This is a genomic window from Stenotrophomonas sp. S39 (genome assembly GCF_016624665.1).
Classification (GTDB): domain Bacteria; phylum Pseudomonadota; class Gammaproteobacteria; order Xanthomonadales; family Xanthomonadaceae; genus Stenotrophomonas.
Genome location: NZ_JACVTT010000023.1, coordinates 18313 through 33006, shown reverse-complemented (window position 1 = coordinate 33006; position 14694 = coordinate 18313). Strand labels below are relative to the sequence as shown.

12 protein-coding genes are annotated in these 14694 nt (G+C 64.2%); 10 read left to right on the top strand and 2 right to left on the bottom strand.

Annotation, left to right across the window (positions count from 1 at the left end; all coding sequences use genetic code 11):
- Positions 1–103: 103 nt before the first annotated feature.
- From IAE41_RS08310 to IAE41_RS08295, 4 genes are read left to right on the top strand one after another with little or no spacing between them, the layout of a single operon-like run.
- Positions 104–1450: a TolC family protein gene (locus tag IAE41_RS08310; RefSeq protein ID WP_234458384.1), complete on the top strand. Its 1347-nt coding sequence runs from the start codon at positions 104–106 to the stop codon at positions 1448–1450.
- Positions 1443–2456, top strand: coding sequence for an efflux RND transporter periplasmic adaptor subunit (locus IAE41_RS08305; protein WP_200732760.1), 1014 nt, complete (start codon positions 1443–1445; stop codon positions 2454–2456). Before IAE41_RS08310 ends, IAE41_RS08305 begins: the two co-directional genes overlap by 8 nt.
- On the top strand, positions 2441–3628 hold the full coding sequence (locus tag IAE41_RS08300; RefSeq protein WP_200732759.1) for an ABC transporter permease: 1188 nt from the start codon (positions 2441–2443) through the stop codon (positions 3626–3628). Before IAE41_RS08305 ends, IAE41_RS08300 begins: the two co-directional genes overlap by 16 nt.
- The gene (locus IAE41_RS08295) at positions 3625–4761 is read left to right on the top strand and encodes an ABC transporter permease (protein WP_200732758.1); all 1137 of its coding nucleotides are present in this window, start codon (positions 3625–3627) and stop codon (positions 4759–4761) included. The genes IAE41_RS08300 and IAE41_RS08295 overlap by 4 nt, the downstream gene beginning before the upstream one ends.
- Here the strand turns inward: IAE41_RS08295 and IAE41_RS08290 are convergent.
- Positions 4730–6106, bottom strand: coding sequence for a hypothetical protein (locus IAE41_RS08290; RefSeq protein WP_200732757.1), 1377 nt, complete (start codon positions 6104–6106; stop codon positions 4730–4732). The two genes, IAE41_RS08295 and IAE41_RS08290, sit on opposite strands and share 32 nt — an antisense overlap.
- Positions 6107–6253: 147 nt before the next feature.
- A complete protein-coding gene (locus IAE41_RS08285; RefSeq protein ID WP_079221169.1) occupies positions 6254–6616 on the bottom strand; it encodes a glycine zipper 2TM domain-containing protein in 363 nt (120 codons plus the stop codon).
- Between the two features lie 146 nt (positions 6617–6762).
- Between IAE41_RS08285 and IAE41_RS08280 the strand changes: the two genes are divergently transcribed.
- The 6 genes from IAE41_RS08280 (at position 6763) to IAE41_RS08255 (ending at position 14671) form a co-directional block, all read left to right on the top strand.
- Positions 6763–7155 (top strand): barstar family protein, encoded by a 393-nt coding sequence (locus IAE41_RS08280; RefSeq protein WP_200732756.1) that lies wholly within the window; start codon positions 6763–6765, stop codon positions 7153–7155.
- Between the two features lie 387 nt (positions 7156–7542).
- Positions 7543–12072, top strand: coding sequence for an RHS repeat-associated core domain-containing protein (locus tag IAE41_RS08275; protein WP_200732755.1), 4530 nt, complete (start codon positions 7543–7545; stop codon positions 12070–12072).
- Positions 12073–12538: 466 nt separating this feature from the next.
- Positions 12539–12910: a hypothetical protein gene (locus IAE41_RS08270; RefSeq protein WP_200732754.1), complete on the top strand. Its 372-nt coding sequence runs from the start codon at positions 12539–12541 to the stop codon at positions 12908–12910.
- Positions 12911–13050: 140 nt separating this feature from the next.
- The gene (locus IAE41_RS08265) at positions 13051–13458 is read left to right on the top strand and encodes a hypothetical protein (RefSeq protein ID WP_200732753.1); all 408 of its coding nucleotides are present in this window, start codon (positions 13051–13053) and stop codon (positions 13456–13458) included.
- A 233-nt stretch (positions 13459–13691) separates the two neighbouring features.
- Complete coding sequence (locus IAE41_RS08260; RefSeq protein ID WP_200732752.1) at positions 13692–14063, top strand: hypothetical protein; 372 nt, start codon at positions 13692–13694, stop codon at positions 14061–14063.
- A gap of 227 nt (positions 14064–14290) precedes the next feature.
- Entirely contained in the window at positions 14291–14671 is a 381-nt protein-coding gene (locus tag IAE41_RS08255; protein WP_200732751.1) for a hypothetical protein, read from the top strand.
- The last annotated feature ends 23 nt before the right edge of the window (positions 14672–14694 follow it).

Genomic DNA, 14694 nt, shown 5'->3' with positions numbered 1-14694 from the left:
ACTAGTCTTTGCCGGACTCTTTACGGATGACGGACCCGACGTGCACCTGCAACGTCCCTCCCCGCGACCGCACCGCGCACGTTGGCTGCTGGTCTGCGCGACGCTGCTGCCGGCCGCCGGCTACGCCCAGACGGGTGCGGACAGCGCCGCAGTGGCCGCCCTGCAGTGGGAACAAGCGCGGCAGCGGCTGGAACAGGTTTCCGACGCTCTGGCCGCTGCCGATGCCGGCGTGCGCAACAAGCAGGAACTGCAGGACGCCACGCGCCTGCTGCGCCTGCCGGAAATCACCGGTGAGGTGCGCCGCCTGCAGTTCCAGAAGACCCTCACCCTGCCGCTGGGCTCGCTGGAACCGGTGGCCGAGGCGTATGGCATCGACTCGCCCCTGACGTTCACCGAACGCGACTGGCGGACCCGCCCGGTGGTGACCGCCGTGCTGCCGCTGTACACCGGTGGCGTCATCCCCGCGGCGCAGCGCGCGGCCAGCGCCGCCAGCGAACAGGCCAGCGCGGAGCGCGAGGCGCAGCGGCAATCGCTCACCGTGCAGCTGGCCCAGGCCTACTTCGGCCAGCGCCTGGCCGAACAAGCGGTGGACGTGCGCCGCGACGTGCGTGATGGCCTCGACCGCCACCTGTCCGATGCGCAGAAGCTGGAACGCGAAGGCTTCGCCACCCGCGCCCAGCGCCTGCAGGCCACCGTGGCCCGCGACAAGGCCGAGCGCGAGTACCAGAAGACCCTCAACGACCTGGCCACGCTGAAGGCCGCGCTGGCCACCCTGCTGCGCAGCGGCGGCGAGGTGCAGCCACTGTCGCCGTTGTTCGTGCAGCGCGCACCGCTGGAACCGGTGGCCAGTTTCGAGCGCACCGCGCAGGCGCGGCAGCCGCAGATCCGCCGCCTGCAGGCCATGGTGGCCCAGGCCGAACAAGGCGTGCGCGTGCAGCAGGCCAAGCTGAAACCGCAGATCTTCGCCTTCGGCCAGTACGACTTCCGCCGCCGCGATGAAATGCTGACCGACCCGGACTGGGCCTTCGGCATCGGATTGAAATACACCTTCCTGTCGCCCAGTTCGCGGCCGGCGCAGATCAGTGCGGCCCGCGCGCAGCAGGAACAGGCCGAGGCCGGCCTGCGCGAAGCCGAGAACCAGGTGGCGCTGGGCGTGCGCAAGGCCTGGAACGAACTGGACAGCGCGCGGCAGCAGTTCGTGCTGCTGGACAGCAGCATCGCCCAGGCCCGGGAGAACCTGCGCCTGCAGGAGCTGGCCTTCCGCGAGGGCCAGGCCACGTCGCTGGATGTGATCGATGCGCGGCTCGGCCTGGGCGGCGCCCGCGTCGAACGCGCGCAGGCGGCGTACGAGTACGACATCGCGCTGGCGCAGCTGTTGGAGATCAGTGGACAGATGGACCGTTTCGAAGACTATCGGCGCCGTGCGGACGAGGTGATCGACCATGAGTGATGTGCTGCACGACGACGCCACCACGCCACCGGGCAAGCGCCGCCTCGGTGTGATCCTGGTGATGGTGCTGCTGGTGGTGGTGGTGCTGGGCCTGTGGCTGGCCTGGCGGCGCCCGGCCGACCAGATCCAGGGCATGGCCGACGCGGATACCCTCAACGTCGCCGCCAAGATCACCGCGCGCGTGGCCGAACTGAAGGTCCGCGAGGGCGACCGCGTGCAGGCCGGGCAGATCCTGTTCCTGCTCGACAGCCCGGAAGTGGCCGCCAAGGAACAGCAGGCGCAGGGCGCGCTGGCCGCCGCCCAGGCAGTGGCCGACAAGGCCGACGCGGGCGCACGCAGCGAAGACATCCGTGCCGCCGAGGCCAACTGGAAGCGGGCCGAAGCCGGTGCCACGCTGGCCGAAGCCACCGCCCGCCGCGTGCAGAACCTGTTCAACGAAGGGGTGATGACCCGGCAGAAGCGCGACGAAGCGCAGGCCCAGGCCACCAGTTCGCGCGAGCTGGCACGCGCCGCACGCGCGCAGTACGACATGGCGCTGGCCGGCGCCCGCGAGCAGGACAAGCGGGCGGCACAGGGCCAGGTGCAGCAGGCGCAGGGTGCGGTGGCCGAGGTCAACGCCGCGCGCGCCGAAGTGGAAGGACGCGCGCCGGTGGCGGGCGAGATCAACAAGCGCATGGCCGATCCGGGCGAACTGGTGCCGGCCGGCTACCCGGTGTTCACCCTGGTCGACATCGACCGGATGTGGGTGTCGATGAACCTGCGCGAATCGCAGATGCAGGGCCTGAAGGTCGGCAGTACGGTGCGCGGCCGCATCCCGGCACTGGACCAGGACGCCGAATTCAAGGTGTATTTCATCAATCCCGCAGGTGACTACGCCACCTGGCGCAGCACCCGCCAGTCATCGGGCTACGACGTGCGCAGCTTTGAGGTGCGGGTGCGTCCGGCAGATCGCATCGAGGGCTTCCGCCCCGGCATGAGCGTGCTGTTCGCGTGGCCCCAGCACTGAACCCGGGCGAGGCCGGCTTCGCTGCATCGTGGCGGCGCGAACTGCGCACGCTGCGTGGCAACCGCGCCGACCTGCTGCTGGTGACGGTACTGCCGCTGCTGATGCTGGCGCTGATGGCCTGGATGTTCAGCCCCTCGGTGATGCGCGACGTGCCCATTGCCGTGGTCGACCTGGACCACAGCAGTGACAGCCGCCTGCTGCTGCGCATGCTCGACGCCAGCTCTGGCGTGCGCGTGGCCAGCCAGCCGGTGGACATCGATGACGCCCGCGCGCAGCTGCGCCGGCTGCAGGTGTATGCCATCGTGCTGGTGCCGCGCGATGTCACCCGGCAGGCGCTGCGCGGCCAGCAGGGCACGGTATTTGCCTATTACAACGCCACCTACATGACCACCGGCCAGTCGGCTGCGCGCGACATCGGCGATGCCGTGGCCGCCTGGAACGCGCGCCTGCTGCGCGAGCGCATCGCCCTGCAGGTCGGCCCTGGCAAGCTGCGCGCAGCACCGATCGCCGTGCAGTCGGACATCCTCTACAACCCTGCGCGCAGCTACGAGCTGTTCCTGCTGCCGTTGATCTTCCCCGCCGTGCTGTCGCTGGTGCTGGCGCTGGCAGTGGCCGGCAGCCTGGGCCGCGAGATCCGCGATGGCACCCTGCGCTGCTGGCTCGGCCACACACCGTGGCCGGCGCTTGCCGGCAAGATCGCGCCGTACGTCCTGCTGTTCTCCGTGTATGGCGCACTCGGCGTGGGCTACCTGGCCTGGCTGCGTGGCGACGGCATCGCTGGCAGCGTGTTCCTGCTGCTGCTCGGCCAGCCGCTGTTCTACCTCGCCACCGCGGCCTATGCCCTGTTCTTCGTCGGCATCACCCGGGATATGGGCACGGCGCTGTCGGCCGTTGGCCTCAGCATCGGCACCGCGCTGGCCTTTTCCAGCGCCACCTTCCCGGTCATCGATGCACCGTTGTTCACCCGCATCTGGCACCTGCTGCTGCCGCTCAGCGCGTACATCAAGCTGCAGACCCAGCAGCAGTTCGTCGGTGCGCCGCTGGCGGTCACGCTGTGGCCGCTGGGCACGCTGCTGCTGATGATCATCCTCGCCGGTGGGCTGGGTGGCTGGCGCCTGCTGGCCTTTGCCCGCAGCACGCAGGCCGCGCAGCCCGCCGGGGCCGGCGCATGAGCGGGGTCTGGGCCAGCCTGCGGCAGACCCTGCTGGCGGTGCTGCTGGACCGCTATGCCATCGTGGTGATGGTCGGCGCGGTCATCCTGTACTCGTTCTTCTACCCGGCCGCGTACCGGCACCAGGTGGCCGGCAACCTGCCGATCCTGGTGGTGGACGAAGACCACAGCGCCACCAGCCGCGAACTGCTGCGCAAGCTGGATGCGCTGCGCGTGGCGCGCGTGGTCGGCCAGCCCGCCGACATCGACAGCGCGCGCCGCCAGCTGGAAGCCGGTGATGCCGAAGGCATCGTGCTGATCCCGGCCAACCTGGAACGCGACATCCTGCGTGGCCATCCGGCCAAGCTCGTCCTGCTCGGCAACGGTGCCTACCTTGGCCGCGCCAGCTGGGTGCTGGGCAGCGTGGCTGATGCGCTGGGATCATTCGGGCGCGAGGCGGCCGTCACCCAGGCGGCCTTCATGGGCGCCCCGCAGGCACCGCCGGTCAATCTCGTGCAGCGGCCACTGTTCAACACGCACGAAGGCTATGGCAGTGCCATCGTGCCCGGCGTGGCCGAACTTATCGTGCACCAGACCCTGCTGATGGGCATCGGCGTGCTGCTCGGCGGGCGCCGCCTGGCGCTGGGCCGGCGCCTGCGCTTCGACCTGCCCACGCTGGCCGGCATGGCCCTGGGCTTTGGCCTGATCGGCCTGTTCGGGCTGTTCTACTACGCCGGGTTCACCGCCTGGGTGCAGGATTACCCGCGCGGCGGCAATCCCCTGGGCCAGCTGCTGGGCGGCACGCTATTCATCGCCGCCACGGTGGCATTCGGCCTGTTCGTCGGCAGCTTCTTCCGCACCCGCGAACGCGCCTTCCAGTACATCATCGCCACGTCCATCCCGCTGTTCTTCCTGGCCGGCCTGTCCTGGCCCACGGTGATGACGCCGCAACCGCTGGTCTGGCTGGCGCAGCTGCTGCCCACCACCTCCGGCATCAACCTGATGGTGCGGCTGACCCAGATGGATGCCGACCTGGCCGACGTCAGCCGCGAACTGGTCACGCTTGGCGTCCTGCTGGTGCTCTACGGTGCCCTCGCCTTCTGGCGCCTGCACGGCCCCTCGATCAGGGATCCGGGGCGTACCAGAACGGAATGAAGTACTCGCGCCGGCGATCGCCGCCGCGCGTCGGCCCATCGGCATTCCACAGCAGATGCAGGTCATGCCGGCCCGGTGCCAGCCCGGCCATCGGCAGGTAGCCGGCCAGGCCGCGCATGTCCAGGTCACGCCGCTCCATCGGCACGAAGGCGTGCAGATCCACCGGCTTGCCGTCCAGCTGTATCGTCCAGAGCTGGGCCAGGCAGTCCACCGCCGCAGTGGCGGCCGCCGCGCCGCGGGCGTCATTCCGCCCCCCCGGCAGCTGCGTGCAGCGCTCACGCGCCAGCGTGTTGTCGCGCTGCGGGCGGTGCGGGATGAACAGCCGCAACTGCGTCGCGCTGACGGTGTCGGACGGGATCATCGGGTAGGGCAGCAGCTGGTCGTGCGCCGAGCGCATCGATTCGTAGTGCGCGCTCAGCATGCCGTGGTCGACGGCTTCCTCGGTGACCACCTGGTAGCGGTTGAACAGCGAGAACTTCACCGAACCCGCCACCTGCAGGCCCCCCAGCAGTATCGCCACCAGGATCGCGGACATGTAGCCCACGATGAAGAACCGCGAGCGCAGGTTGCTCTGCATCGTCAGCTGCATGGTCTGGATCAGGCGCATCAGCGGCACCCGCTGCAGGCCACCCAGCACCCGTTGCAGCATGCGCTGCTGTCGCGCCGTCGACTGCCCGCGCGCCTGCCGCCGCGCGATCGACTTTTCCAGCATCGCAGGCAGCAGGCCCAGCACCAGCAGGCCTGCCATCACCACGCCCATGAAGATCAGCGCCGCGGTGTCCGAACCGCCGGACAGCGCAGCGACCACCATTGCCAGGCCGAGGATGAGGATCGCCATCACCAGGGTGCCGGCCAGCGTCTGCACGCACATCAGCGTGGTCGAGAACAGCATCGTCGCCAAGCGGTCGGCGCGCTGGATGCTGCCATCCAGGCCGCCATCGCGCGCACGCATGAAGGCCCGCGACACCGGCCCCATCTGCGGCAGGTGGTCCCAGTCGATGCCCTTGGGGAAGTGCGATTTCAGACCGACCAGGCCGATCCAGTAGCCGCGCACGGTCAGGTGCGCGATCAGTGCCACCGCCAGCACGTAGCACATGCCCACGCTGATGCTGAAGACGAACCACAGCACCTGGAAGTACATGCCTTCGGTATGCAGGCTGCTGCGCGCCCAGATGTCGAACAGATAGCCCGGCACGGCCAGCAGCGCGAAGGCCAGCAGGCCGGAGATGAACAGCTCCAGCTCATCGGTGCGCTCGCGCAGGCGGCCGAAGCGCGTGCTCGCCTCCTGCTCGGGTTCGGCGTGGCTGCCAGGCACGACGGGTTCGGCAGCAGGCGATTCGTTCACAGGGCGTTCATCCGTTGAAGTCGGCGCAGTATAGGGGGCGCGCCGTTGCCTGCGATACGCCCGCCCACAACGACGAACGCCGACCCTGGGGCCGGCGTTCGAGGTACCGCGTCGTGGAAGGGAGCGGGTATCAGGTCGTGCGGTGACTCAGCGGTAGACGCGCTCGCAGCGGCGCTCGACCACGCGGTCACCGGTCTTGTTCTGGTGGTTGCCCTGGATCTGGCGGCCGGCTGCACCGCCGGCGACGGCACCCGCAACGGTGGCGATCTTCTTGCCGTTGCCGCCGCCGACCTGGTTGCCGAGCAGGCCACCCACCACCGCACCGGTAGCAGTACCGGCGATGCGGTTGGGATCGCGCGAGTTGCGCTGCACTTCCACGTTCTTGCAGACCACGCGGCTGCCATCGTTGAACTTGCGGCCTTCATCGCGCGGGCCATAGCTCTGTGCGCTGGCTACCGACGACGCCGCAATCAGGCTGCCCAGCAGCAGTACGCGAAGGGACGTGTTCATGGCGATCTCCTGTGATCCGGTGTGCGCCCAGTCTCCCGCCGGCAACGCCAACCGAAGGTGAAATACCGGTCGTCACCACCTGAAGGGCCATGCAGCGTTCAGCGATGCGACGCCGGTGTTGGCACCGCGTGCCCTACAGTGCATGCATGACCCTGTACCTGCAGATCGAAGGCCGTGCGATCACCGGCATCGACAGCCTCTATGCCGAGTTCAACCGTGTGTTCATGGTGGGCGAGGACTGGCAGCTCGGCCATAGCCTGGATGCGCTGGACGACCTGCTATACGGCGGCTACGGCACGCTGGCCGGGCACGCCACGGCCACCGTGGCCTGGCGCGATGTCGAGCTCAGCCGCGTCGCGCTGGGCGTGGACGCGACCTGCGCCTGGCTGCAGGCGAAACTGCAGCAGCCGGGCACATTCAGTACCGATGTGATCCGCCGCCAGCTGGATGCTCTGGAACGCGGCGAAGGCCAGACCTACTTCGAGATCGTGATGGAAATTTTCGCGGGCCATCCGCGGATCACGTTGCGGCTGGAATAGGTGCCCTCGGGCGATGTCGCATTCCGCCCTCACTGCACGCGCTCAATTGACGCAATTGGCCTGCACACGCATCTGGATGATTTCACGTTGATCGTTGCTTCAGCACGCCTTCGGGCGTGCGGAGTGGACGCTGTCGCATCAGCGCGAGCTCATTGCAACACCCGCCATTTGACGCTTGAAAGCAGGTGTTTGCAGGCCTGGCCCCACAGTGAGCGATCAATGAAGAGCGTCTGCCGGCGCAGCGATGCTCCAGTCATTTTCGATGCCTGCCCCACCACATTGGGCGCCGGGCCAGAGCATGGAAATGGTTGACTGCGCGAAGTGCCAGGACACAACTGATATCAACAGCTCGGCCGAGTCTGTCGTGACCCATGAAGGAGTATGGCGATGCAGGGACTTTTGGCGATGCAACGCGCGGCTGTGCGCCTCGGCGCGGCGTCCACACTTCTGCTCAGCTTCGCGGTGCAGGCCGAGACCTACTGGCTCGACTCCCGCTTCAACGACAGCGAGCCCCACTACCCCACAGCAGAAGAGGCCTGCGTCACCGGCGAACTGGAACGCCGCCTGGATGGCCATCGTGCAAAGAGCGCGCTACCGCATCGCTACGCCGCTGTTTCCGTCGGACCATACCTCGATGGCGAAGCCATATGCCGGGGCCAACTGCAACGCCGCCAGTTCAATTCGTGGCTGCCCGTCGAAATTGTGAACACGTTCGTCTACGGCCCACGCGGCGCAAGACCGCCCTGCCCGCTCGGCGGCCTCGCCGACCCGGACACCGGTCAGTGCGGCATGCCCAAGTGCGACAGCAACTGCCCCGCCGACGGAGGCAATGCATCCAACCCCATCGCCAGCGCTACCGGCAACAAGCGTCAGCAGGAGACGGACTACGTTGGAGCGGGCGTGTTCCCACTGCATTTCGTTCGCGTCTACAACAGCCATCGCGTGCCGGACAGCCGAGCGCTTCCTATCGGCATTGGCTGGAGCCACAACTATGCAACCCGACTCGAGCCGGTCACCGACGCCGCCGGATCGGTCGTACGCCTCCGAGCGCATCGAGCCAATGGCGCCATTCAGACATTCAGCCTTGTCAATGGCGAATGGACTGCAGGTAGCGATGTTCCGGAGAGACTGACCGTCATCCTGACAGGAGGGTCACTGGCTTCGGCAAGCTATCGCCGTGCGGACGATTCCGTCGAAGCCTATGACGAACTCGGCCGCCTGCACTCCATCACCTCGCGCGACGGGCTCGTGCAGACGCTGTCCTATGCCTCCGGCGCGGGCATCTCGCCGTACGTTCAACGCGTTACAGACCCGCAGGGACGGTCACTGGTGTTCGGCTACACAAGCGATCGCCTGACGAGTCTGACCGACAGCGCCGGGGCGGTCATCACCTACGCCTACACCGGCAGCGACCTGACCAGCGTGACCTACCCCTCGCCACGGTCAGGCCCGGCGACGCGTCTCTATCACTACAGCGAGCCAGGCCAGACCGGAGGGGGGGCGCAGCCGCACCTGCTAACCGGCATCACCGATGAGGACAACAACCGTTACGCAAGCTGGGCCTATGACGCCCAGCGGCGTGGCGTGCTCAGCGTGCACGGTCCCTTCGCTTCCGGAACCGCAGATCGAGTCGAACTGCAGTTCAACAAGGACGGGAGCACCACGATCACCGACAGCCTCGGCAATGCCAGACGCTACGCGTTTGGCGTCGATCACGGAGTTGCGCGACTCGCATCGCTGGATGCGCCTTGCGACGACTGTGCCAGTGTTGCCGCGGCACGCACTTACGACAGCAACGGATATCCCGCCAGCAGGACGGACTTCAGGGGCAACACTACCCGCTATGCCTACAACGCTCGCGGACTGCAGACCCAGCGGATCGAGGCAGGCAACGACCTCGTGGGCAGCAAGCGCACAATCCAGACAGACTGGCATGCCAGCTTCCGCCAGCCCATCGCACGGCGAACCTACGACGCAGCGGACAGGCTCGTTGCTGAAACCAGCTTCACTTACAACAGCCGTGGCCAGGTGCTCAGCGAGACTCGCAGGGATCCGGAAACATCCATCAGTCGCACAACGACGACGACCTACTGCGAGCCCGCTGACGCAAGCGCCGGCACCTGTCCGCTGGTTGGATTGCCGATCAGCACCAAGGGCCCGCGTACCGACATCAGCGATACGACGACCTACGTCTACCACCAGACCGACCACGGCGATTGCAAAGTTGCCCCGACGGCATGTGCCTATCGCAAGGGTGATCTGTGGAAGATCATCGATCCGCTGGGGCGCATCACAGCCTTCCCGACCTACGACGGCGCGGGGCGACGATTGTCCTCCGTCGATCCGAACGGTGTAGAGACGAACTACGAATACCATCCGCGCGGCTGGATGACAGCGGAGAAAGTGCGAGGTCCGGATGACAGCACCGAGAGTGATGACCGCATAACGCGCACCGACTACCGGCCAACCGGCCTGGTCGAGCAGATCACCCAGCCCGACGGCGACTCGCTGGCGTTCTCCTACGATGCCGCGCATCGACTGGTACGCCTCACCGACAACAGTGGCGGCTACATCGCCTACACCCTGGATACGGCGGGCAACCGCATTGCGGAGGAGACCCACGACCCGGCCCAGAGAGTGCAACGCAGCCTGTCGCGCATCTACGACCTGAACGGGCGGCTTGCGACCGTCGCCGATGCGTCCAGCAACCCGACGGATTTCACGTACGACGACAACGGCAACATTACGGCGGTGACGGATGCATTGGGCCGCACTGAACGCCGTGAGTACGACGCACAGAACCGCCTCAGGCAGACCACGCAGGATGCCGGCGGAATCGCCGCCGCTACGCATTACATCTACAACCCGTTGAATCGGCTCGTACAGGTCACTGACCCAAAGGGACTGCAGACACACTACGCATACAACGCACTAGGCGACCTGCTGCAGCTGAGCAGTCCAGATACAGGCACCACCCGTTACAGCTATGACAGCGCAGGCAATCGCGACGGCGTGACAGACGCCCGTGGGCAGGCATTGGCCTACCGCTATGACGCGCTCAAACGACTGACCCGCGTTGCAGTTGCCGGTGCGCCTGCGCTGGACACGTCCTACCTCTATGATGCCGCGCCAACTGAGTGTGCAACGGGCGAGACCTTTGCCTCTGGCTATCTGAGCCAGATCGTGGATGCCAGCGGCACGACGGGATACTGCTACGACCGCTTCGGCCGCATCGTACGCAAGACCCAGGTGACCGGCAGCCATAGCTTCGCAGCTCGCTACGCCTACAGCTTGGGTGGAAAGCTCCAAGCCATCACTTACCCAGATGGCACCTTGGTTGATTACGTCCGTGATCCCGAGGGCCGCATCTCGGAGATAGGCGTTACATCGCCCGGCGCCAGCCGCGAGGTGCTGCTGTCCGGTGTCACGTACTACCCATTTGGACCTGCGGCAGGCTGGAGCTATGGTAATGGTCGGACCCTGGTCCGAGCCCATGACCGGAACTACCGCACCATCTCGCTGAGCGATGTCGACCGGGACGGCCTGGATGCAGGTTACGCCTACGACGCCACTGGCAATCTTACCGGCCTGCACACCGCTGGCCATGAATCTCCGGCGCTTGCCACCTACGACTACGACGCCCTCAAACGTCTGGTTGCATTCCGGGATGGGGCCACAGGAACCGCGATCGAGCGCTATGGCTACGACGCTACGGGAAACCGCACATCGTTCGCCAACGCTGAAGGGACCGACGGTTATGCCTACCGAGCTGACAGCCATCGCCTTCTCTCGGTAGAGGGGGCATCCCGGAAGTACGACGCCGTTGGCAACACAGCCTCCATTGATGGCACGGATAGAGAGTTCGTCTTCGACCCGCTCAATAGATTGATACAGGTCAAGCAGAGCGGCCAGGCGATCCAACAGTACGCATACAACGGCCGTGGTGAACGGGTGCGAAGCTACCTGGGGACAACCACCACCACCTACAGCGTCCACGATGAGGGCGGCCAGTGGCTGGGTGACTACGATGCCACGGGCACGCCGATCCAACAGGTGATATGGCTGGGCGACCTGCCCGTGGGTGTATTGGTTGGCACCGCAGCGTCTTCGAATCGCCTGCACTACATCGAGCCGGATCAGCTCGGCGCACCACGCGCCGTCATCGAGGTTGCACGCAACGTTGCGGTCTGGTCGTGGGACAGCAGAGGCGAGGCATTTGGCAGCGACGGACCCAGCGAGGATCCGGATGCGGACGGTACGCCGTTCACGTTCAACATGCGCTTCGCGGGACAGCGGTACGACCCCTACAGCGGTCTTCACCATAACTACGCACGTGAGTATGAGCCCGCTACAGGCCGGTATCTGCAGAGTGACCCCATTGGCCTGGCGGGAGGCATCAGCACTTACAGCTATGTCGAGTCCAACCCCCTTCTGTATACGGACAGCACAGGCCAAGCAAAGGATCAGGTCTGCATGGCGTCGTGCACCATCAGCGGAGGTGTCATCGGCGGCTATATCGGTTACGCCGGCGGCGGCATTGCAGGTGGCGTTGGTGGTGGGGCGGGATGCACGCTTTTCGCCCCTGGCGTCGGCACAGTCGGCTGCGGGGCAGGCGGTGCTCTAGCCGGCAGCAGTGCGGGAGGTGCAGCGGGCTCGGTCGTCGGCAGTTTCTATGGATATCTCACGGGGTTGGCAATCTGCCCGAGCGATGAAGACAATACCGACGAGTGCTACAGGCGCTACGATAGAGAAGAGGTTTCGTGCGACAGGTGGAGAGGCTTGGGGCCGAGCAAAGATCCTGATCGCTGGTATCGAGCGTGCCTCACGCGCGCTGCAGATCGTCGCAATCTGTGCGTCGCCAACAAGGGCCAGTCCGACCATGAACCGCTGCCATGGTCAGAAGACGACTTCCCCTAGGATATTTCCGATGACAGAAAAAAAAATAGAAACGATCGAGACGTACTATCCATCTGGAAGAATCCAGTCTCGTGGCACCATGGTCGACGGACGGTGGCATGGCGTTTTTCAACGCTGGTACGAAAGTGGCGCACCGTTTTCTGAGTTTGAATATAGGAATGGGTTAAAGAACGGAGTCCTCCGTGAATGGTCAAAAGACGGGATACTGCTTCTCTGCGCCACCCTTCAAGATGGCCATTTTCACGGCCCATACAAGAGCTGGTGGGACTCAGGACTTGTTAAGGAAGAGGGAAATTTTCACTCTGGAAAAAGAGTCGGAAGGTACAACTGGTACAAAGTAGACGGATCGCTCTGGAGGTCTTCTGACATCTCCGCGGATTAAGCTCTCATTGGCGTCGCAAACAAAGGGAAAGCTGCCGATGAGCCACCAGAATGGTCACGGCACGAATTCCGCAAGGCGGCACTCATGAAATATAAAAGGTTTAAAACGGCAGAGAGCTACTTCATCTCAGGAGCCCTGCGGTCCCGTGGAACCCAAGCTGATGGACAATGGGTCGGCTCCTTTGAATGTTGGTACGAGAGCGGCGAATTACTTTGTCAGTTCGAGTATAGGAATGGCCAGAAGAACGGAGTGCTTCGGGAGTGGTCGAAAGATGGCGTATTGCTTCTGTGTGCCACCCTTCAAGATGGAGAGCTTCATGGCCCCTACTGGAGCTGGTGGAGCTCGGGCCTCCTCAAAGAGGAAGGAACCTTTAAAGAGGGCAAGCGGATCCGAAAATACACGTGGTACAAGCTCGATGGTTCCATATGGAACATAGTCGAAGATCATGACCAGTAGGCCAAATGATGGCGTACGACATCCGGCGGCAACTCTGAGCAGTTAACGGTTCATATCGCTTTTATCGAGCTTGCGTGACGCAAGCAGGGGACCGTCGCAACTTTTGCGTACCAACAAGGGACAAACAGGCGGAGAACCTGATGAGTGGTCTGATCGCGACCTCCGGTAGAGTTCAATCCATGACAAATTCAAGCGCAAAGGTGGTGGAGAACTATTTTCCCTCGGGAAGAATCGAGTCGCGTGGCACCCAGGTCAACGGGCAATGGCATGGCCTCTTTGAGCGCTGGCATGAAACCGGCCCGCTATTCTCCCAAGCTGAGTACCGGCATGGGCTGATGAACGGGCTGCTTCGACAATGGACCGTGGACGGGGTGATGACGTTGTCTGCAACCGTCAAGGACGGTGAATTCGATGGTCCGTACAAGAGCTGGTGGAGTTCAGGTCTGTTAAAGGAAGAAGGCACTTTTAAAGACGGCAAGCGGATCGGAAAGTACACGTGGTACAAGCTCGATGGCTCCATATGGAACGTAGTCGATAATGATGACTAGCAGGCCAATTGACCTGCCGCAACCGCATGGACTGAGCCGATGGCAAACGGCGGGGGGGGGCAGCTCCTCTGTGAAGCGAAGAGGATACGGCGCGGTGAGAGACCCTGACCGCTGGCATCGAGCATCTCTGACCCAAGCGGCGGACCGTCGCAACCTCTGCGTCGGCAACAAGGGTCAAATCGACGGAGAGCCGCAACCTTGGTCACCAAGCGACCTTCGTTAGGATGCTGCCCATGAAAAATCCCGAAACTAAATTGGTGGAAAATTATTTTCCTTCTGGAAAGCTCGAGTCCCGAGGAACACAGGTCGGTGGGCGGTGGGTGGGTATCTTTCGACGCTGGCACGAGAACGGCGCACTTTTCACTGAGAGCGAGTACGTGAATGGCCAGTTGAATGGAATGATCCGGGAGTGGGCAGAAGACGGGCTTTTGCTAATGTCTGCCACCGTAAAAGACGGCGAGTTTGATGGGCCTTTCAAGAGCTGGTGGAACTCAGGCTTGCCCAAAGAGGAAGGAACGTACAGAGCAGGGAAACGAATCGGACGTTACACCTGGTACGACACAGATGGCTCGGTCTGGAGAACTTCGAACATTGCCAAGGAGTAGGCTCTGTCAAGAATCTCGCATAGACGGACCGAGCCATGGCTGCAGTGAGGAAGATGTGTCGTGCGACAGGTCGAGAGGCTTGGGAACAAGCAAGGACCCTGATCGCTGGTATCGAGCATGTCTGACACGAGCGGCGGATCGTCGCAATCTGTGCGTCGCCAATAAGGGTCAATCTGACGACGAGCCGCCCGTTTGGACAGATCGTGACCTCAGATAGGTGGTGCCCCATGAAAGATTCAAACCCGCAACTGGTCGAAACCTATTATCCCTCAGGAAAGATCAAATCTCGTGGCACACGCGTGGATGGACAATGGGATGGCCTCTGTCAACGCTGGTTCGAGAGTGGCGGACTGTTCACCCAGTCCGAGTACAGAGACGGCGTGATGAACGGCTTGCTACAGGAATGGACAGAGGATGGAGTGTTGACCTTATCCGCCATTATCAGAAACGGGGATTACGACGGTCCCTACAAGAGTTGGTGGGACTCTGGCCTCCTCAAGGAGGAAGGCACTTTCCGGCGCGGCAAGAGGGTCGGAAGATACACCTGGTACAAGGTCGACGGCTCTCTTTGGAGGTCGTGCGACTTGGCTGACGAATCCAGCCAGTAGCAGCGCCTGATGTGTCGGTCCGT

What these genes read in the sequence shown, in the direction of transcription:
- IAE41_RS08305 (WP_200732760.1), top strand. Translation starts at nt 1,443, where the DNA reads ATGAGTGATGTGCTGCACGACGACGCCACCACGCCACCGGGCAAGCGC.
- IAE41_RS08295 (WP_200732758.1), top strand. Translation starts at nt 3,625, where the DNA reads ATGAGCGGGGTCTGGGCCAGCCTGCGGCAGACCCTGCTGGCGGTGCTG.
- IAE41_RS08285 (WP_079221169.1), bottom strand. Translation starts at nt 6,616, where the DNA reads ATGAACACGTCCCTTCGCGTACTGCTGCTGGGCAGCCTGATTGCGGCG.
- IAE41_RS08280 (WP_200732756.1), top strand. Translation starts at nt 6,763, where the DNA reads ATGACCCTGTACCTGCAGATCGAAGGCCGTGCGATCACCGGCATCGAC.
- IAE41_RS08275 (WP_200732755.1), top strand. Translation starts at nt 7,543, where the DNA reads ATGCAGGGACTTTTGGCGATGCAACGCGCGGCTGTGCGCCTCGGCGCG.
- IAE41_RS08270 (WP_200732754.1), top strand. Translation starts at nt 12,539, where the DNA reads ATGAAATATAAAAGGTTTAAAACGGCAGAGAGCTACTTCATCTCAGGA.
- IAE41_RS08265 (WP_200732753.1), top strand. Translation starts at nt 13,051, where the DNA reads ATGAGTGGTCTGATCGCGACCTCCGGTAGAGTTCAATCCATGACAAAT.
- IAE41_RS08260 (WP_200732752.1), top strand. Translation starts at nt 13,692, where the DNA reads ATGAAAAATCCCGAAACTAAATTGGTGGAAAATTATTTTCCTTCTGGA.
- IAE41_RS08255 (WP_200732751.1), top strand. Translation starts at nt 14,291, where the DNA reads ATGAAAGATTCAAACCCGCAACTGGTCGAAACCTATTATCCCTCAGGA.